Annotated in this window: 10 protein-coding genes; 5 read left to right on the top strand and 5 right to left on the bottom strand. The window is 41.0% G+C overall.

Annotated features, from left to right (window positions below; all coding sequences use genetic code 11):
- Positions 1 to 222 precede the first annotated feature (222 nt).
- On the top strand, positions 223 to 1,959 hold the full coding sequence (locus ACO6S2_RS08795) for an ATP-binding protein (protein WP_422362125.1): 1,737 nt from the start codon (positions 223 to 225) through the stop codon (positions 1,957 to 1,959).
- A gap of 48 nt (positions 1,960 to 2,007) precedes the next feature.
- On the opposite strand, the gene ACO6S2_RS08790 is transcribed toward ACO6S2_RS08795, so the two are convergent.
- The 5 genes from ACO6S2_RS08790 to ACO6S2_RS08770 form a co-directional block, all read right to left on the bottom strand.
- Positions 2,008 to 3,621, bottom strand: coding sequence for an alpha-amylase family glycosyl hydrolase (locus ACO6S2_RS08790; RefSeq protein ID WP_422362124.1), 1,614 nt, complete (start codon positions 3,619 to 3,621; stop codon positions 2,008 to 2,010).
- A gap of 25 nt (positions 3,622 to 3,646) precedes the next feature.
- Positions 3,647 to 6,409, bottom strand: coding sequence for an alpha-amylase family glycosyl hydrolase (locus ACO6S2_RS08785; protein ID WP_422362123.1), 2,763 nt, complete (start codon positions 6,407 to 6,409; stop codon positions 3,647 to 3,649).
- Between the two features lie 106 nt (positions 6,410 to 6,515).
- Positions 6,516 to 7,553, bottom strand: coding sequence for a SusE domain-containing protein (locus ACO6S2_RS08780; RefSeq protein WP_422362122.1), 1,038 nt, complete (start codon positions 7,551 to 7,553; stop codon positions 6,516 to 6,518).
- 64 nt (positions 7,554 to 7,617) lie between these two features.
- Positions 7,618 to 9,240: a RagB/SusD family nutrient uptake outer membrane protein gene (locus ACO6S2_RS08775; protein ID WP_422362121.1), complete on the bottom strand. Its 1,623-nt coding sequence runs from the start codon at positions 9,238 to 9,240 to the stop codon at positions 7,618 to 7,620.
- A gap of 22 nt (positions 9,241 to 9,262) precedes the next feature.
- Entirely contained in the window at positions 9,263 to 12,304 is a 3,042-nt protein-coding gene (locus tag ACO6S2_RS08770) for a SusC/RagA family TonB-linked outer membrane protein (RefSeq protein ID WP_422362120.1), read from the bottom strand.
- Positions 12,305 to 12,933: 629 nt separating this feature from the next.
- Between ACO6S2_RS08770 and ACO6S2_RS08765 the strand changes: the two genes are divergently transcribed.
- From ACO6S2_RS08765 to ACO6S2_RS08750, 4 genes are all read left to right on the top strand, one after another.
- Positions 12,934 to 13,956 (top strand): LacI family DNA-binding transcriptional regulator, encoded by a 1,023-nt coding sequence (locus ACO6S2_RS08765; protein WP_422362119.1) that lies wholly within the window; start codon positions 12,934 to 12,936, stop codon positions 13,954 to 13,956.
- A gap of 200 nt (positions 13,957 to 14,156) precedes the next feature.
- A complete protein-coding gene (locus ACO6S2_RS08760) occupies positions 14,157 to 16,574 on the top strand; it encodes a glycoside hydrolase family 31 protein (protein ID WP_422362118.1) in 2,418 nt (805 codons plus the stop codon).
- A 16-nt stretch (positions 16,575 to 16,590) separates the two neighbouring features.
- Positions 16,591 to 18,594 carry a glycoside hydrolase family 97 protein gene (locus tag ACO6S2_RS08755; protein ID WP_422362117.1) on the top strand — a complete coding sequence of 668 codons (2,004 nt, stop codon included), beginning with the start codon at positions 16,591 to 16,593 and terminating at the stop codon, positions 18,592 to 18,594.
- Positions 18,594 to 19,952, top strand: coding sequence for an alpha-amylase family glycosyl hydrolase (locus ACO6S2_RS08750; RefSeq protein WP_422362116.1), 1,359 nt, complete (start codon positions 18,594 to 18,596; stop codon positions 19,950 to 19,952). Before ACO6S2_RS08755 ends, ACO6S2_RS08750 begins: the two co-directional genes overlap by 1 nt.
- Positions 19,953 to 19,955 lie beyond the last annotated feature (3 nt).

Below are 19,955 nucleotides of genomic sequence, written 5' to 3'. Positions count from 1 at the left end.
AATACTACGGCTTTATATACACTCGGCTTTAAATCTACAAAAATAATATGTTAAACTCCAATTATTTGGATTTTGCAAAGAATCGTATCAGAAATTTAGCACGCAGGGCAAGAGTATCAATAAAAACCTAGCAAAGATTTTTGCTCTGAGCAGATTGGCTATCTTTGACTCGTGAGGGTAATTAGAAGCATTTTCTTTACAATATTGTGTCTTTTTTGTTTTTTGAAAGCAGCTTGTTCCGGATTGGACTGGGCCGAAATACAAAAGAAAAAAGAGGGATCGGTAACTATATATTATCGTAGCACAGAACCATTTCTCATAGAAGAACCGGACGGTTCATTACGTGGTCTTGAGTATGAAATGATGGTTGGATTCAAGTACTTCCTTTGGAATAAGTACGGTATTCGAATCGATTTAGATTGGCAGTCACAAGAAAGCTTCAAATATGTCTTCGGTTTGATAAAGGACAACCCCAAGGAGGGTGAATTTGGATTAGATATCATATCCAGAACTTCCGTCCGTGAAGAGTCAGTAGGCTTCTCTGATCCCTACTTTCCAGACATTCAAGTACTTGTTTCCGATAAATCTATACCTACAGTAAGCTCCTTGAATGAATTTAAGGAACAATTTGACAAATACACTGCGGTATCAGTAACGGAAACCACATACGATCAATATCTCAAAAACATTAGAGAGGAACATGGTATTGATTTTAACATTATCTATAAAAAATCTAGCAACGATATCCTAAGTGGCATATTAGAACAACCCGGAAGATTTGGATACATGGATCTTCCCAATTACCTTATTGCACTCAACCAAAATCTGGCTATTAAAAGACAGCCCGTATTACCTATAAAGGGACTTGGATTTAGTATAATTTTCAAAAAAGGCAGCGATTGGGAAACCCCTATTAATGAATACTTGAGTAGCCCCGAATACGAAATTTTAAGAAACAAGGGCATACAGAAATATTTGGGTAATGATGTTTATGATTTGATTGAAAGCATTTCTCAGGGAGAAGATGAGGAAATGGTACTCCTCCTCAAAGAGAAAGAATTAGTAGATCGAGAGCTTCTAGAACGATCAAAACAGGTCCAACAACAGGAGTACATCACCAATATGTTAATCGCATGCGTGATCATTGTGTTTCTTGTTGCATTTGCACTGTACAACAGAAGTAAAATTAAATCCAAGGCCAATAAGATTCTAACAGCTCACCGAGCTATGATTGAAAACCAAAATGAATTGCTTAGCAAGCGGAACAATGAACTACTTGAATTAGATGAAGAAAAAAATAACTTCATCAATATCCTGTCACATGACCTTAGAGCTCCTATCAATAATATCACGGCCCTTACCGGTCTACTCGCCATGGACGAAAATCTAACAGAAAGCCAAGTCGGCTCCATAAAGCACATTGCGGCAGAATCGAGAAGACTCAATAAGATGGTTACCAGGATTTTGGATGTGGAACGTATAGAATCAAAATCTACTGAAGACTTTAGAGAGGTAGATCTCTCTCCTACACTTGAAAAAGTACTTAAGAACTACACGCAACAAGCCCTCGACAAAAAAATCACTTTACAACTTGATACCGAAGGCGAACATAAAGTATTAGGTCTTGAACAATATCTATTTCATGTATTCGAAAACCTCCTTTCCAACGCTATCAAATTTTCTCCTTTGGGAGAAGCCATTTGGATCAGAGTTGAAAAAAAGGATGGATATCACCACATCAATTTTACCGATGGGGGTCCTGGAATGACAGAAGAAGATCAGCAATTGATGTTTAAAAAGTTTCAAAGACTAAGTGCCAAACCCACCGCCGGAGAGAGGTCAACAGGATTAGGCCTTTCTATTGTGGCCAAGTATACTGAACTGCTTGATGGTAAATTAACCTGGGAATCTGCCCCTAACGAGGGCACCACCTTTACCGTTGCTTTGAAGGCGGTATAAAAAAAGGGAATGCCCCCCGACATTCCCTGTAACCCAAAACTGTCTTTATTATTTTTTGTACGCCACACTTCCTCTTGCTGGCAATTTGATCATTGCCGCAGTGCGGACTATCTCACCTTCCTTCCAAATTAAGCTATCGAACCCTTTTAGAGTCGTATTGTCCAACTCGACCGATTTGCTTGAAAGATTGTGAATCACGGCTACCGACTCCTTACCATAAGATCTGGTAAAGGCTATTATCGAGGAATTACCAAAATCCAAATGCTGAATGTTTCCCCGAGAAAAAACCTCCTGTTTCTTCAGACCAATCAAAGTCTTATAATGATTCAAAATTGAAATTTCGTTTTTTTGTTGAGTAGCTACTGAATTAACAGATTCATCAGTCGTGTAAGCGACTTCCATCCAGGAAGTTCGCATTTCATCAGCACCTGACTTTTCCCAGAGCATAGGCTCTCGAATATTCTCATCTGGCTTCATACCGAGCATACCTATTTCCTCACCATAATAGATATATGGTGTACCTGGCAAAGTGAACAATAAAGACGCCGACAGTTTGATTTTCGACTCATCATCACCCAAAACGGAAGCCACTCTATTTTGATCATGATTGCTCAGAAAGCTGGCCTCAACAAATTCAGGATTATATTTTTTGAACCAAGGCAGCGAAGTATTGATCACTTCTGCCATGTTCGCGTTAGAATCTATTTCATAGCCGTGGCCAGCAATATTAGCAGCAACTACTCTCTCCTTATTGATGGATTCCAGAATGCTAAAGGCACGATCAAAATTGAATAATGACGTAAATCCCGCAGCATACGGCGAAGCGGTACCTGCATCTGCCCAGACTTCTCCGATCAGGTAAACATCGGGGTTTACTTTCTCCATTTCATTTTTAAACTCCTTCCAAAAGGCATGACTATCAGTTGCCCGATCATCTGGATAAATATGCTTTGCTGCGTCCAGTCGAAAACCATCCACGCCAACTTCTTGTAACCAAAACTTACCTGCATCATACATTTCGGCTCTCACTTGAGGATTGTCATAATTCAAGTCTGGCATGCCTCCATAGAAAAAGCCATAGTAATGTTCCCCAACAGGATTATTTTCATCTACCGGGTGCCACTGACGGATATTGTCTGAATCGAAAGAAGTCTCTTTTTTAGCAATTTGTGCTGAGATGGAATCCTTATCTGCCCATACATAGTAGTCCCTGTATTTGGCATCCGGGCCTGTCATGGCATCCTGAAACCATGGATGATCATATCCACTATGATTGATCACAAAATCCATGACTACTTTAATATTCCTCTTATGGGCTTCTTCAATGAACGTCTTGAAATCATCCATGGTACCGTAGTCAGGGTGGATAGCTCTGTAATCGGTTACATCGTATTTGTGATAACTAGGAGACGGTGACATGGGCATCAACCAAATGGCATCTATCCCCAGATCACTCAAGTAGTCCAACTTAGAGGTCATGCCAGGGATATCTCCTATTCCGTCATCATTAGAGTCAGCAAAGGATTGAACAAAAATTTCGTAGAACACTTTTTTGTTCCAATCAATTGAAGACCCTTGATCTTTTTGTGTGGGCTGAGTCGATGTACATGAGGTCACAATGGCCAAACCCAAGATTGCTATTGATAGTTGTTGTAGTTTCATTTTTTAAAGCACACTCTTTTTAAGTCTATTTTTTAATGAATTTTCTGGAGACCAACTGGTTTCCAACTTTTAACCTAAAAGTATATATCCCTTTGGTCAAGCTTGACACATTAAGTGTCATTGACTCAGAAGACTCAAAGTTTCCTTTCTGTATCTCCTGACCCAGGACATTTGAAATCACCCATTTATAATCGCTAGGCCTACCCTTCAAATTTGGCACATCTATGTTTAGCCAATCGCTTGTTGGGTTTGGATAGAAAATCATTTGACCTCCCAATTCTCGTGAATCAACCGAGGTAACAATTCCTGCTGCCGGACTGTGAAGCTTATGATCTGTATAAATGTGAAATTCTCCTGGACTAAGTTTTATTGTATTGCTGGTATTAGTCACTTCAATTTCTTCTCCTGAAATAAAATCATACCAAGTACCCGTATGCTGGAACTCAGGATTTATTGAACCTGAACTCACGTCAAAGTTCCCTATTACTACCACACTGGTATCTGAATTGGCAATGTGAATAGATTTTTGCATACCATCTGGTGACCAGGTAAAATCACCATTAGTGAATACCTCATAGTCATTCCTAAGCTTCATCATTTCTTTATACATCAGGTATAACTCCCTCCTTTTGGCATTTTCCAAATACTCCCATTTCTCAGGTTTTCTCCCCGTACGTCCATTTTCATCTATAGGGATATCATAGGCATATTCACCCCATTGCCAAATCATTTTTGGACCTGGCACAGTAAAAAAGAAGGCCGCCGATTGCTTCAGTCGATCTATAGCAGTATTAAAATCTTTGATGTTGTAGTTGCCGCTAGACTTTCCAAAATTTTGCAACTGATACATTTGTCTTTCTTCATCGTGACTCTCTATATAAGATATCAGGTAGTTATTCGTCCATCCCCTATCCTCATAATACGCCCATTCGATGGATCCTCCAAATCCCATGGCAGCCTGATTGTAATCATGGTAACTATTACCCCAAAGCATCATACCATAATCTGATAGCTCCTTCTCCTCATCATTGTCAGCAAAGTGCTCCAGGATGACATAGGCATCCGGCGTATGAGACCATATTTCATCAGCCATTCTTTTTAGCAGAGCAATTCTTGAATCGTCTTTCTTCCCCCATACGCTCACGTCATCGTCCGAATCTACTTGCGTAAAACCTTTAGACAAATCAAATCTGTAACCATCAAAATGAAATTCATTTAACCAATAGTGATTGACCGAATCCAGCCAGTTTTGGGTATAAGTGCTCTCATGATTGATATCTGAAAACACGTTGAAGGGATGCTTGGCCTCTTGATTAAACCAAGGGTTTTCCACTGTAGGTTTAAAACTATCAAAGTCAAAATACATCTGTGCATAAGGAGAAGGGATGTCGTTTTGATTCATAACCATATCCAAAATTACCGCCATTCCTTTTCCATGGGCCTCGTCAATAAATTCTTTCAGGTCATTTTTCGTACCATAGGCTTTGTCGACAGCAAACATGAAAGTAGGATTATAGCCCCAGCTGTCGTTTCCTCCAAACTCCATTATAGGCATCAACTCCACTGTATTTATCCCCAAATCCTTGATATAGTCAAGTGTATCTATCATAGCCTGATAATTCATATTGTCCTCTCCGAGGAAATCCCTTATTAACAATTCATACACGAGCAGATTTTCCTTTTCTGGTTTCTTAAAGGCAGTATTTTTCCATGAGTAGGCCGTTTGATTAGTTTGGAGTACGGCCGCTCTGTTTTCATACCAATGCGCATGCAAGGCACCTGTCGGGTAATCCATTAACCCTGGATAAGTTGATTCAGGGATATACTGATCATCTGGATCTAGCACTTTATCAGCATGAGGGTCGGCAATCCAAATTTCTTCATCTACCAAATACTGAAAGGCGTATTCCTTTGCACTGGTCAGTCCCGTCAGTTCTATCCAGAAATGTTCACCATCCTTAGCCATCTGAAAAGCCGGATCTATTTCCCAATCTGTAAAATCCCCAATTACATAAACCGAGGATTTCAAAGGTGCCAACAAGCTCAAAGTCACTTTGGTCTTATCCGTATGATAGTTGATACCATCTACGATACCATCAGGCCTAACAGCCTCTACTGTAGCTGATCGAACCGTATACGTAAAGCTTTTTTCTACTTGTTCAGAGCCGTTATTGGCCACAATGGCAACTTCATGAATACCATCTGCGGCAGCAGTCAATGTATAATCCAAAGTGGCTACGCTAGTTGCTGAAGTTACTTCCATACCATCTAATTCCAAACTCAAGTCAGCGACTTCTGAAGCTGCAACCGAAATTTCAATTGAGGAGGAGGCATCTACCAATAAAGGAAAAGAAGAGGGACTAGTAAAGCTTACCGCGAATTGATCTGAAAGAACATCAAAATCATAATCTGGTGTTTGGCCATCACTCCAGTCAGCTCCTTTCAATAGGAGCCCAATATTTTCTATTTCATCATCGGTCAGGTTAAAAAATGTAGTTGGCGTGATGGTTATGCTGTAAACATCACCATTGCTTTCAGATCGAGTCATTAATGCGGCACTCTGGGCAGCCGTTGCCGGGTTTACATTGGTTGGTGCATCTACATCTCCAGAGGCTTTTTCCACCCAAGTCCAAATCCACAAGTCATCGGCGTAACCAGCCAAGCCCGTGCTAGATACATCGACAGTAATAGTTACTTCCTGATCGGCTATTGGAAAAACCGGATCCGTGGTCACCTGTCCATAGCTGAAGGTAGATATAAAAATTAGGCAAAGTAAGATTTTGTTCATATGGATTTCCATTGAATGGTTGAGGATCGGATCAACTTGATCCGATAATAAAAGAGTAGAAAAAAGCAGACGAGGAAGATTCTCTCGTCTGCTTCATTAGATTGAATTAATTCGCAATCAATTCGTACTTTTCATTGACTAAGTCTAGTCTGATGGTGTAGTTACCTGCAGTAACAACAATGTTGTCTCCACCAGCATCGATGGTACCATCTGCGTCAGTATCTCCGTAATTCAAGTCCCATCCATCATTGGCTCGGAACTTCAATTCACCTGCCACAAGATCAGTTGTGATTTCCCAAGCTTGCTTCTGTCCATTGTACATCATATCTGTATCAGCATCCCAACCGCCTGGTGTAGAACTACCAATTATTCCCCAATCATCAGTTGCTTCCAGGTCAATAGTTTGGCCGTTGACATCTACTTTAAAAATGTAAGTTCCTGGAGTCACTACAAAATTATCTCCACCATCCGTTGTACCAGAGTAATTCGCACCACTTGCAGTCAAAGAACCACCCCAAGCTACATCCCAACTAGCCTCTGGAGTGATTTTAAACTCACCATTATTATCAACTGTTGTTGTAATTCTAATAATACCTTCATACAGACTATTAAATCCGTAAGAATACAATCTACCATCATCGCCCCCTGGATTCCATCCCTGATAAGCACCAGGTACATAAATCAGAGGATAGATGGTTTCATACGGTGTGGTCTCATATGATGATGAACCTGAAGGCAAGGCTTCGACGTTGTCATTGACTGATGACAATACTCGTACATGAACCGTAGCCAGTTCACCAATTGGTAAACCAAGTCCAAGCAAAGAGGTATTTACATCATCTACTCTGGCCGTTCCCGAATTTCCTTCCGCCGAAACAATTTCAACTTTATTCTCAAAAGCCTCATCTGTGGCAACTTCCACAACGTAGGCGATAGAAGCATCGAATCCAAAGTCACTTTCTTCCCAAGTGAATTCAATTGTCTCGTCCTTATCAGCTAATACGAAATCAAAGGCATCTGACCCCGGTCCTGTAAGCACAGGAGAAACCGGGTCGCTGCTGATCACAACTTTGTCCATTTCTTCCTCACAGGCTCCAAACAATACGGCAGCCATGAGAATATATATATATCTAAAATTTTTCATGTATATCAATTTTGATTAGTTATAAACTCTTTGGGAGCTTTATTATGCCCCCAAAGACTGCTTCTTATTGCGGGTAACCGTCGTTCTGAACTAAATTTGGATTGGCATTCAAATCGTTGCTCGGGATAGGATACAGATCTCTGTAACTATCAGTGGTAGTACCAGCTTGCGTGTTTCCTTTCCACTCCCATACATAGCTTCCATCAGTAAACTGGCCAAAACGAACCAAATCAGTTCTTCTATGACCTTCCCAGTACAGTTCTCTACCTCTTTCTTCCAAGATGAAATCAAGTGTCAGCTCGCCAGAGGTGATGTTTCCAGATGCATCTCCATACGCTCTTTCTCTCAAATCATTCACATATCCCAGAGCTGTAGCGGCATCTCCACCACTTCCACCTCTGAGTACAGCTTCAGCATACATCAGGTAAGCATCTCCCAATCTAAATACAGGGAAGTCTGTGCTAACAAATGTTGGATGCGCATTAGGTGCCGGGCCATCATCTGAACTGATATTTTTAAACTTGGTCACACCCACTCCTTCAGTAAATGTACCTACGTTGGCAATATCCCAAGTCCAACTGCTAGGGTCAAAGAAGAACATTCCTCTACTATCTGCAGTTGAGAATTCTGAATCAGCTGCAAAATCTGAGGAAGACAATCCAAATTTAGCTGGTAAATCTTGTATAGCTCGGATACCTCCCCAACCTCCATCGATTCCATTCAGTGGCATACCACCACCGTTTGAAGCGTGAAGTAAGAAAGTCATTCCCCCATATTGCTGAGTATTAGTACCATCGAATGCCAATGGGAAAATAATCTCATTACTTAAGTTATTATCTGCTCTAAATACATTCTCATAAGTATTCTCCAAAGAGTAAGAGGCTGCGATCACCTGATTGATATAAGTCAAAGCATCTGTATTTCTCTCTGTACCTGTATATACTTCAGCGTTTAGATACAGCTTCGCTAGCAACATCCATGCAGCTCCTCGATCCGCTCTTGCGTATTCGTTAGCTCCTGCTGCAGGAAGAGAAGATTCCATATCCAGCAATTCTGATTCTATATAAGTGAACAGATCACTTCTTTCGATACGCTCAGGAAAAAATGCACCCGGTAAATTTTCTTCAGTAATGAATGGCACATTACCAAACATATCGATCGCATGCCAGTAAGAAAATGCTCTTAAGAATCTAGCTTCAGCTTTATAAGCTTCTAGGTCAGTAGCAAAAGTACCTGATGCACTTTCCAAGGCTTCGTCTGCATTTCTTATAAACTCATTAGCGATTGTTACAGTATAGAAAATTCTAGAATAAAGGGCTGCAATGAACACATCATTAGGTGCCCAAGTTTGCCAGTGAAAGTTCTTGATTGTAGCATCATCCCAGGCAATAATAGCCTCATCAGTGGATAATTGCTGCAATCCCCAATACTGTCTCAGGTAGTTACCAAAGTTCTCATCGATACCGGCAATATCAGGATTTCCTCCTCCTCCGCCATCTTGTCCACTAATCGCATAACTCGCATATATTTTAGCTAAAGCTTCTTTATAAGCCGCCTCGTCTTTGAATACATTATTAGACGTTGCATCATTTGGATCAATCGGTGTTACATCCAAATCTCCCAGACATGACGAAAACAATACAGTCGCCACGAGCATCAATAAATATGATATTTTAATCTTTTTCATGTTTTTCTCTTTTGAATGTCAATTAGAAATTAAGATTTAAACCCAACATGTATGTTCGTGGTCGTGGGTATATAGAATTATCAATCCCTACATTAGGTCCTAACTTAGAGCCGCTATTGATTTCAGGGTCTAATCCGGAATAGTCGGTGATCACAAATGCATTTTGAACTGTAAAAGCGACTCTGCCGTTCAATTTTTCTGTCAAAATCTTGTCGAAGCTGTATCCCACTGTGATGTTGTCCATTCTAAAAAATGAAGCATCTTCTAAATAGATATCAGACCAATACTGAGCATTAGTAAACTGCGTATCTTCAACTGCAGTCAAGATATTAGCTGTATATCCAGCCTGATTGTACAGGTTTTGATACAAAGCTTTGCTTGATGCATTGTTATTGTACACGTAGTTGCCAATGTTGAATCTCCCAGAGAAGGAGAAATCAAATCCTTTGTAGTTCACCTTTGATGAAACACCAATCAGATACTCTGGAGCTGGATTAGTGAGATAGTACTTATTCAATTCGTTTCCAGAAACAACACCACCTTCTCCAGTTTTGTCCACATACAAACCTTCGATCGGCATTCCGTCTTGATCATAAACCTGACTAAATAGGTAGAATGTGTTTGTAGCATGCCCAACACTATTGATCTGAACATTGTTACCAACACCTCCGTCTATTTCACCCGTGTTGTACCCTGGGTAACTAGGATCGTCAATTTGAGTCAATTTAGTAATCTCATTGACGTTGTAAGTCAAGTTACCTGACACTTCCCAGTTAAAGTCTGGAGTTGAGATAATTCCAGCTGAAAGTCCAACTTCAATACCCTTGTTTTCTAAAGTACCTACATTAGTAATCAAGAAATTGGAGAAGTTAGATCCAGCTGCAATTGGAATCTCGTTGATCAAATCTTCTGTTTCTCTTTTGTATACGTCAACCGAACCAGAGAATCTTCCATTTAGGAAACCGAAATCCAATCCAATGTTCTGAGTAGTCGTAGTTTCCCACTTGATATTTGCATCGTATGCATTTGGTCTTTGTGTTGGGTAAAATGCACTTCCGAATTGGTAGTACGCTCCCTGCTGGCTACCCGTATAGGTCGGGATATATGGATAATAAGATTTGTTGTCATCACCAATATCTTGCTGACCAGTTTGTCCCCATCCAGCTCTCACTTTCAATTCACTCAAGAAATCAGAGCCTGCAAGAAAACCTTCTTCGTTCAGCTTCCAGGCTACTGCTACAGCAGGAAATAAACCTGATCTGTTTTCCTCTCCAAATCGAGAAGATCTATCATTTCTCAAAGTGGCCGTAACTAGGTACTTATCCTTAAAAGTGTAGTTCATTCTACCAAAGAAAGAAACCAAAAAGTATTCTCTTTTGTAGTCAACGGTATCCGCCCCTGGGTCCAATTCTACCCACGACCTGTTAGCATCACTACCTGATACATGGAAATGCTGATAAGAATACCCTGCAGTCAAATCCAAATCATGATCTGCTCCAATCGTCTTGCTGTAGTTTAAATAGAAGTCAAGCAAATTGTTTTTTCTAGTTTGCTCATAATGCTTAATATTTTGAGCTGGCTCTCTTTCTGACCACGATGCCAGCGGATCTACTACATCATCACCTTCTGATGAGAAGTAATCCATGCCTAAATTCAATGTTGCTGTCAATTCCGGTAGGAATGGCATAGTATAATCAAACTTACCTCCTACTATATATCGTTGAGCAGAAGAGGTATTGTCTCTATAAGCCAATTGCGCTACAGGATTGTGTGTAGCGATGTTGATTGGTGCTTCATTGATATCCATAACAGTAGATGGATCATGATTTGTCCAAGCGAAATACCCACCATATCTAGAATTTCCATTCATGATTGGTTGAGTAGGATCGAATGAAACTGCAGAACCAATGGCATCTGGATTTGAAAAATCATTGTCAATGAATGATCCTTTGGCATTGATGTTCACTTTCAAGTCACCATCTAGTAGTGTAGGAGAAGCATTCAACGACACACTGGTTCTTGTCATGTTGTTGTTTTTTAAAATACCGTTTTGATTGGTATATCCAACAGAACCTCTCATAGGAACACCTTTTATGTTACCCCCCACACTTACGTTATGGTCAGTAGAAATGGCGTTTTCATAAATTTCGTTTTGCCAATCTGTGTTTTCAGCTCCAAGGTTCACTAATGCATTATCATCTAAATCACCGTCAGCAACTCTTTGATTAACGATAGCTCTGTATTCATCTCCAGTATATACATCCAGCGTCTTCACTGGAGTTCCAACTGAAACATTACCGTTATAACTTACTGTCATTTTGCCTTGAGAACCTTGCTTGGTTGTAATAAGGATTACACCGTTAGATGCTCTAGAACCATAAATAGCTGTAGCTGAAGCATCTTTCAATACAGTAAAGGTCTCAATATCATTGGGGTTGATAGTCGCCAATGGGTTAGCCATTCCAGAGATTCCTCTACTTTCTAATGGCATTCCGTCCACAACAATCAATGGATCGTTATTTGCTCTCAATGAAGATCCCCCTCTAATTCTGATAGTCGACCCGGTACCTGCGGCACCACCCTGTGAGGTAATTACTACGCCTGGCACTTTGCCTATTAGCAATTCCTGTGGAGTAGAAATTGCACCCTTGTTGAAATCGTCAGAGTCTACAGCGATCACAGAGCCGGTTACATCACCACGATCCACTTCACCGTAGCCGATAACCACCACTTCTCCTAACTGGGAGACGTCATAACCAAGATCAATGTCTATAGTGGAGCGTGTACCAACTACTACTTCTTGTGTTTCAAATCCCACGTATGAGATAACAAGAACTGTATTTGAATCTACATTTACGCTGTATTTCCCATCAATATCAGTGACCGTACCATTCGAGGTACCCTTTGCAACTACATTTACTCCGGGGATGGGCTCACCGGATTCTGCATCTTTGATTGTTCCAGATACTAGACTTTCCTGTGCAAAAGCACTGGAAGTTGGAAGAGCGATTAAGACCCCCATTCCAAACAGTAAGCTGAAAACTAACTGGTAATAGTTCTTCATAGTGTTTTAATTAATTACGAGTTTTGTTAATTGTACTTTTCTAAGATTTGCTTTCTGAACATCTCGTCCTCTTCGAAAAAAACATCTAATTCAAGCGCTAATAATTAATTAATGTTAACTTCTTACAAAACCGATTCATACGCTGCTGACTGCCTAATATTATAAGGAATTCAACTACATTTCTTCGTTCTTGCATATTCAATAATAAACCTAAAAACATAGAATACAAGCTCTATTCACAGTTATTTTCATGCTTTTTCGCATGCAAACGATTCCGCAAACGATTTCGGAGGCCATTTATTTTTGAACTTTTTTTAAAGACGTCAACACGTCCTGCATTTAGTATAAATCATAGACCACCTGTCTTCTATTCATTTCACAATTGTACTATTGCAATAATCAACTCAACTCAATTTCTTGTAGGTTGGAGGTTTATGTTTTACTTTTCCGCTCCGTAACGTAGAAATGTATAGACACGTCATTGGGAATTGACGGATTATACATTAGGTTTAACAATGGAGTGTAAAGCTTTGGTTCATGCTTTTTACGCTCTCAGTGTAGTCTTGGTGAGGCAGATTTACGAAACCAGCAGTTGAGATAGGTCAGCCACAAAAATAAAGCATTAGAGAATGAAAAGCAGTCAAGTAACAATCAAGGACTTAGCAAAAGCACTAGGGGTATCCCCTTCTACAGTGTCTCGTGCCTTGAACGACCACCCAGACATTAGCCCGGAAACCAAAAAGGAAGTAAACGACCTGGCCAAACAATTAAACTACGAACCCAACGTAGTTGCACAAAATCTAAGAAGTCAAAAAACCAATACAATAGGAGTAATCATCCCTGAAATCGTTCATTTCTTCTTTTCGACGGTCATATCCGGCATTGAAGAAGTGGCCTATAAAGCAGGATATACCGTAATGTTTTGCCAAACCAGTGAATCTTACGAACGTGAAGTAAAAGACACCAAAGCACTACTCAATCAGCGCATAGACGGTTTGATTGTTTCCTTTTCAAAAGAAACTCAGCACTTCGAGCACTTTCAGGAGGTGGCAAAAAAAATACCTGTTGTACTCTTTGATAGAGAAACGGATGAGTTGAACGTCAGTAAAATTGTGGTGGATGATTACGATGGAGCCGCTATGGCAACCCAACATCTAATCAATCAAAAAAGTGAACGCATTGCTCATCTCGCCGGCCCTGACAACCTCACTATAGGTGCAGAGCGTAAAAAAGGTTATCAAGATACCCTAAAGAAAAATAACATGAAAGTAGACCCCAACTACATTCTTCCTTGTTTTAGGGGCACTTTAGATGAAGGGTTTCATGCTATGCAAAGGTTATTAGACTTACCAAAACCTCCTGACGCCGTATTTTGCACTAACGACACCGCAGCCTATGGCGCCATGAAAGCCATTAAAGAAGCTGGATTAGAAATTCCTAAAGATATTGCCATTGTCGGCTTCAGCAATTGGCAGTTTTCGTCACTGATAGAACCTCAACTCACTACCGTATCCCAACCTGGAGTAGACATGGGCAGAGCAGCAGCCAAACGACTTATCGCCGAACTTCAAGACCAGGAATTAAGAGAGCAGCCCATCCGTCAGGTATTAAAAACCGACCTCATCATCCGAAAATCTTCTAAACGACCTTAATTTTTTTCATTTTCTCTGCAAACGATTGAAACAGAGCAAAAACCCTCAAAACAGCTCAAAATCACTTGTTTCCGTTATTTCAGTCATTGAGAAAATTTGTATTTGATTAAGAAACGGGTCTAGCTTTAAAAGCTTTTTGAAACATTTCGTGTCCTCTTCGGGAAACATCTTTCAAGCACTTATACAAGATATAATTGTTTATGATTGTTGAAGAGAGAAAAAACATAACTACCAACGGAACACTCGTTCAAGGGTCGTTATTATCTTATCAGCTGGATGCCTTCGGCTTCTATGGCCGTACCGAATCCGAAAACATATGCCTTGAGGTATATGAAGAAGGAATGATTCGGGTGAGGATTTCTAGAAAGGAGAAATTTGATAATTTTCATTATGCATTAGATAATAGCCTCAACCAAAAATCCATAGACTATCTGGAAAAAGAGGATAGCATTGTGATATCTACCAGCAAGGTGGAAGTTTCTATCATGAAGGCACCATTCCGTATTGTTTTCAGAAATGAGAAAGGTGAAATCATAAACGAAGACGATGCCTCCTTTGGCACCTCTTGGATTGGCGAACAAGTCACTACCTACAAAAAATTACAACCTGACGAAAAATTTATTGGACTAGGTGAAAAAACCGGTCCGCTCAATAAAAAGGGCCACGGCTTTCAAAACTGGAATACAGACCATTTCGGGTACGGTGCAAACACAGACCCCTTATATTGTTCTATCCCATTCTATATGGGAATCCACAACAACATGGCCTACGGCATCTATCTTAACAACTCATACAAAACGCACTTCAACTTCGGTGCATCCAACAATCGTTTCTCCAGCTTCTCCGCAGATGCAGGGGATATGGACTACTTCTTCATGCATTATGATTCAGTCAACGAAATCATTGGGGCATACAGTCGACTGACTGGAAAAATGAGCCTTCCGCCCAAATGGTCATTAGGTTACCAGCAATGCAGATACAGTTATTACCCAGAAGCAGAAGTACTCAACACAGCCCAAAACTTCCGAGATAAAGAAATTCCTGCAGATGTGATTGTTTTGGATATCCATTATATGGAGAAGTACAAAATATTCACCTGGGATAAAGAAAGATTTCCTTGTCCTGAAACCATGATCAATAAATTAAAAGATCTGGGTTTTAAAGTAGTGGTGATGTGTGATCCAGGTATCAAGGTAGAAGAAGGATATGCTGCTTATGAGGACGGCTTAAACAAAGACGTATTCATCAAATACCCTGACGGCAACAACTATGAAGGTGAAGTTTGGCCAGGCTGGTGTCATTTTCCAGATTTCACCAAGCCGGAGACCAGAAACTGGTGGACAGAGCAATTGAAGTCTTACAGCGATCTTGGAATAGAAGGTTTCTGGAATGACATGAATGAAATTGCTACTTGGGGACAATCCTTGCCTGAGTTGATTGAATTTGACTTCGACGGAGAAAAAGGAACAACAAGAAACGCCAGAAACATCTACGGCCTCATGATGGCCAAAAGCACCTGGGAAGGAGCCAAACAAAATTTAGAAGGAAAAAGGCCCTTTAACTTGACTCGAGCCGGATTTGCAGGTATTCAAAAATATGCTGCTGTCTGGACTGGCGACAACGTAGCCTCCGACGAACATATGCTACTAGGGATGAGAATGCTGAATAGCATGGGACTGTCAGGCGTCCCGTTCGCGGGATTTGATGCGGGTGGATTTATTGGCAATGCTTCAGAAAACCTGTTTGCGAGATGGATATCCATGGCAGCCTTTACTCCATTCTTTAGAGGTCACTCCAATGTAAACACCAAGTCTAGCGAGCCCTGGACGTATGGAGAGCACACAGAAGAAATCTCGAGAAACTACATCAGCCTTCGTTATCGACTAATGCCATACGTGTACTCCGCATTCTACGAAGCGAGTGAGACAGGTACACCAATCAATCGTTCATTAGCTATTGACTTTACGTTCGACGATAACATTTATAAATCGGCCTACGAAAACGAATTCCTTTTCGGTGAATCCATACTAGTGGCTCCAGTATCGAGTGAAAAGGAAATCGAAAAAATCTACTTCCCAAAAGGCGAATGGTATGATTTATTCACAGATGAAAAGTATGTCGGTAATAAAGAAACTTTGGTGGAGTGCCCGATGGAAAAGCTACCGGTGTTCGCCAAAGCATCAGCCATTATCCCGGTTCAATCACAGGTATATAGCAATCAGGAAAAACCAAGCGAACAACTGGAGATCCACCTATACAAGGGAGATACAACTAACAGCTACATCTATTATGAAGATGATGGCGATTCATTTGCCTTCGAATCCGGTGAATTTTACAAGAGAAACATCTCTTATCAACCTCAAAAAGGTCAATTGGTATTTGAGACTGTAAAGGGAAGTTTTAGCAGTGTTTTTAGTGAAGTAAAACTATACTTTCATGGTTTTGGAGATGACGAATTGAAATCACTAGCCATTGATCATGAAGACTATCACTTCATTTCACCATTATCTAATTTTGATCCAATTGCTACAGATCACCACAAGGATTATAAAATCAAGCACCTACCCTACACTACATTCAAACTTAAAAACAACGAATTTTCAATAAATTGGAAATAAGGATTTCAGTATGCTTATGAAAAAAATACTACTATTTGCTTTTGCACTACATCTCATTGGTTGTGGTGTTGATCAATCAGAAAAACTTAAAACAGCCGTTTTTTCTCCCGACAACACACTTTCTGTTGGCTTTTACTTAGAAGCCGATGGAACTCCAGGCTACCTGGCCAGGTACGGCGATAAAATGGTTGCAGATAGTTCCAGGCTCGGGTTTGAGCTCGGAAACAACATCAGCCTAAAAAATGGATTTGAACTTGTTAACTCGCAAACATCAAGTTTCGACGAAACTTGGGAACAACCATGGGGCGAACAACGAATAATCAGAAACAATTACAACGAGTTGAAGGTTGAATTGGTCAATGCCAACCAAATCAAATTGAATGTCATTTTTCGATTGTTTGATGATGGTCTAGGATTCCGTTACGAATTCCCACAGCAAGAAAAACTTGGCGATTTTGAGGTTATGGATGAGTTGACGGAGTTTAATCTTTCCGATGACCACGATGCTTGGTCTATTCCGGCCTATGCTGGTAACAGATACGAGTATCTGTACCAAAAAGCTCCGGTTTCTGCGTTTGATATGGTTCATACGCCGCTGACCATAGAAGCCAAAAATGGTCTATACTTTCACATGCATGAAGCGGCTCTTTATGACTACCCGAGTATGGTCGTGAAAAACACTGGCGGCTCGAACCTCAAATGTGATCTGGTTCCATACAGCAAAACCAATCCTGTGAAAGCTTACCTAAAGGCCCCATTCAATACACCATGGCGGACGATTCAAGTAGGCGAAACCCCTGGTGACCTGATCACCAACTATATGATCCTAAACCTCAATGAACCAAGCAAAATCGAAGACACCTCTTGGATCAAACCGGGCAAATACATTGGCGTATGGTGGGAGATGTTCATCAATTTGGGCACTTGGCACCAAGGACCGAAGCACGCGGCCAATACCGAGAACGTAAAGAAATACATCGATTTCGCTGCAGCGAATGGATTCTCTGGTGTGCTTGTAGAAGGATGGAACTACGGCTGGGACGGCAACTGGATGGGTGGTGGCACCAAGTTTGAATTCACCAAGCCATATCCTGATTACGATATTGAATTCCTAAGTAAGTATGCCGCCGAAAAAGGTGTGTATATCATAGGTCACCACGAAACTGGTGCGGACACCGAAAACTACGACGAGCAGCTAGAAGACGCCTATCAGTTTTTGGAAGATCATGGCATGAAAGCCGTAAAAACTGGCTACGTAGAAAACGGCGACACTTTACCGAATGGCCTTTATCACCATGGACAATACTTCGTTCAGCACTTTCAGCGAGTGATAGAAATGGGTGCCAAGCACAAAACCATGATCGTAGCGCACGAGCCAATCAAAGACACCGGCAAAAGAAGAACCTGGCCCAATATGGTTTCTCGTGAGGGAGCCAAAGGTCAGGAATACAATGCTATGGGTGGAAGTCCAACGGATCATGTAGTGACTATTCCTTTTACACGATCACTGTCTGGCCCATTCGATTACACTCCAGGGGTATTCGATATCAAAATCAAGACCAGCCCGGATCAGGTAAAGACTACGATAGGAAAAGAATTAGCACTTTACACCATCATTTATGCACCCATGATGATGGCCAATGACTTACCAGAAAATTACGAAGGCCATCCGGCTTTTGAATACATCAAAGCAGTACCTACCGACTGGGAAACTACTCAGGTAATTGATGGTGAAATTGGAGATTTTGTGACCATCGCTCGTCAGGAACGCAACACGGACAACTGGTTTGTTGGTAGTATTACCGATGAGAACCCCAGAGCGTTTAAATTGCCGCTGGATTTCTTAAAAGAAGGAGTGACTTACGAAGCCACCATTTATGCTGACGGAGAGGATTGTCACTATGTAGACAACCCTACCTCCTATCAAATCAACGAAATGGAAGTAACCAAAGCCACAGTTTTAGATATGAAATTAGCTGCCGGTGGTGGAGCAGCAATTAGCCTATACCCTAAGAACTAATGACAAAAATTCAAATATTAGCCATCATATTTCTAGCCTCTTTGTGCTTCCTATTTGCCTGTGAACCATCAGAGCAAAAAACAGAGGAACCGGCCATTACATTTCCTGAACGTGCAGCAGATATGACGATTTACGAGGTCAATATCCGCCAGTATACCCCAGAAGGAACCATCAATGCTTTTGCCGAGCATTTGCCACGACTGAAAGAGCTAGGCGTTGAAATGCTTTGGATCATGCCAGTTCAACCGATCGGGAAAGAAAAACGGAAAGGCTCTTTAGGAAGCTACTACTCCATTTCAGATTATTCAGCCGTCAATCCTGAATTCGGCACGTTGAATGACTTCAAATCATTAGTCAGAAAAGTGCATGAATTAGATATGGTAGTTATCCTCGACTGGGTACCGAACCATACGGCTTGGGATCATCCGTGGATCACGTCAAATCCCGAGTACTACGCCAAAGACAGTTTGGGCAATATCACCTACGAAGCAGATTGGGAAGACATTGCCCTCCTTGATCATACCAACGAAGGCACGAGAAAAAGCATGATCGAAGAAATGAAGTTTTGGATCACCGAAACTGACATTGACGGATTCAGATGTGACCATGCAGCGCATGAGATACCGCTTTACTTCTGGGAAGAAGCTACGGCGGTGCTAGATCCCTTGAAGGATTTGTTCTGGTTGGCTGAGTGGGATGAGCCAAGATTGCACGCCAATTTTCATGCGTCCTACTCTTGGGAGCTGCTACACCTGACAGAGCATGTAGCCAAAGGAGAAAAAACTGCCCATGACATTGATAAATTCATCAATAAGGATTTAGCCCTTTATGGTAAAAATCCATTTCGCATGACGATCACTACCAACCACGACGAAAACTCATGGGCAGGTACCGTCTTCGAAAGATATGGTGAGGGTCATCAGGCCTTTGCTACTTTTATCTTCACGGCTTATGGTTTTCCTATGATTTACAGTGGACAGGAAGTAGGACTGGACAAACGCCTACTTTTCTTCGAAAAGGACACCATCAATTGGGATGATCCTAAAAACTTGACTCCATTCTATCAGCAGCTGGTGCAATTGAAAAAAGACAACGAAGCTCTCTGGAATGGTGGCTATGGCGGCACGCCCAAACGTATCAATAAGGACGAATGGATCTATGCCTTTAGCAGAGAAAAGAATGGTAATCAGGTGATTGGATTGATCAATATGTCTGGTGAGAAGCAAAAATTCAACCTAACAGACGAAACCGTCTCAGGCACGTATTCGGATACATTTACCAAAGCGTCGTTTACCTTGGCCAAAGACCAATCAATCGAAATGGAGCCTTGGCAGTATTTAATTTTTGAGAATAACTAATTG

Origin of the sequence: Reichenbachiella sp., from assembly GCF_965233835.1 — a bacterium.
Classification (GTDB): domain Bacteria; phylum Bacteroidota; class Bacteroidia; order Cytophagales; family Cyclobacteriaceae; genus Reichenbachiella.
The sequence above is the reverse complement of the archived record's forward strand: the minus strand, read 5'-3'. Positions and strand labels throughout refer to the sequence as shown.

Bases quoted from the DNA above. Each gene is read 5' to 3' on its own strand.
- ACO6S2_RS08750 (WP_422362116.1), top strand. From the start codon at position 18,594: ATGACAAAAATTCAAATATTAGCCATCATATTTCTAGCCTCTTTGTGC.
- ACO6S2_RS08790 (WP_422362124.1), bottom strand. From the start codon at position 3,621: ATGAAACTACAACAACTATCAATAGCAATCTTGGGTTTGGCCATTGTG.
- ACO6S2_RS08770 (WP_422362120.1), bottom strand. From the start codon at position 12,304: ATGAAGAACTATTACCAGTTAGTTTTCAGCTTACTGTTTGGAATGGGG.
- ACO6S2_RS08755 (WP_422362117.1), top strand. From the start codon at position 16,591: ATGAAAAAAATACTACTATTTGCTTTTGCACTACATCTCATTGGTTGT.
- ACO6S2_RS08780 (WP_422362122.1), bottom strand. From the start codon at position 7,553: ATGAAAAATTTTAGATATATATATATTCTCATGGCTGCCGTATTGTTT.
- ACO6S2_RS08760 (WP_422362118.1), top strand. From the start codon at position 14,157: ATGATTGTTGAAGAGAGAAAAAACATAACTACCAACGGAACACTCGTT.
- ACO6S2_RS08765 (WP_422362119.1), top strand. From the start codon at position 12,934: ATGAAAAGCAGTCAAGTAACAATCAAGGACTTAGCAAAAGCACTAGGG.
- ACO6S2_RS08785 (WP_422362123.1), bottom strand. From the start codon at position 6,409: ATGAACAAAATCTTACTTTGCCTAATTTTTATATCTACCTTCAGCTAT.
- ACO6S2_RS08775 (WP_422362121.1), bottom strand. From the start codon at position 9,240: ATGAAAAAGATTAAAATATCATATTTATTGATGCTCGTGGCGACTGTA.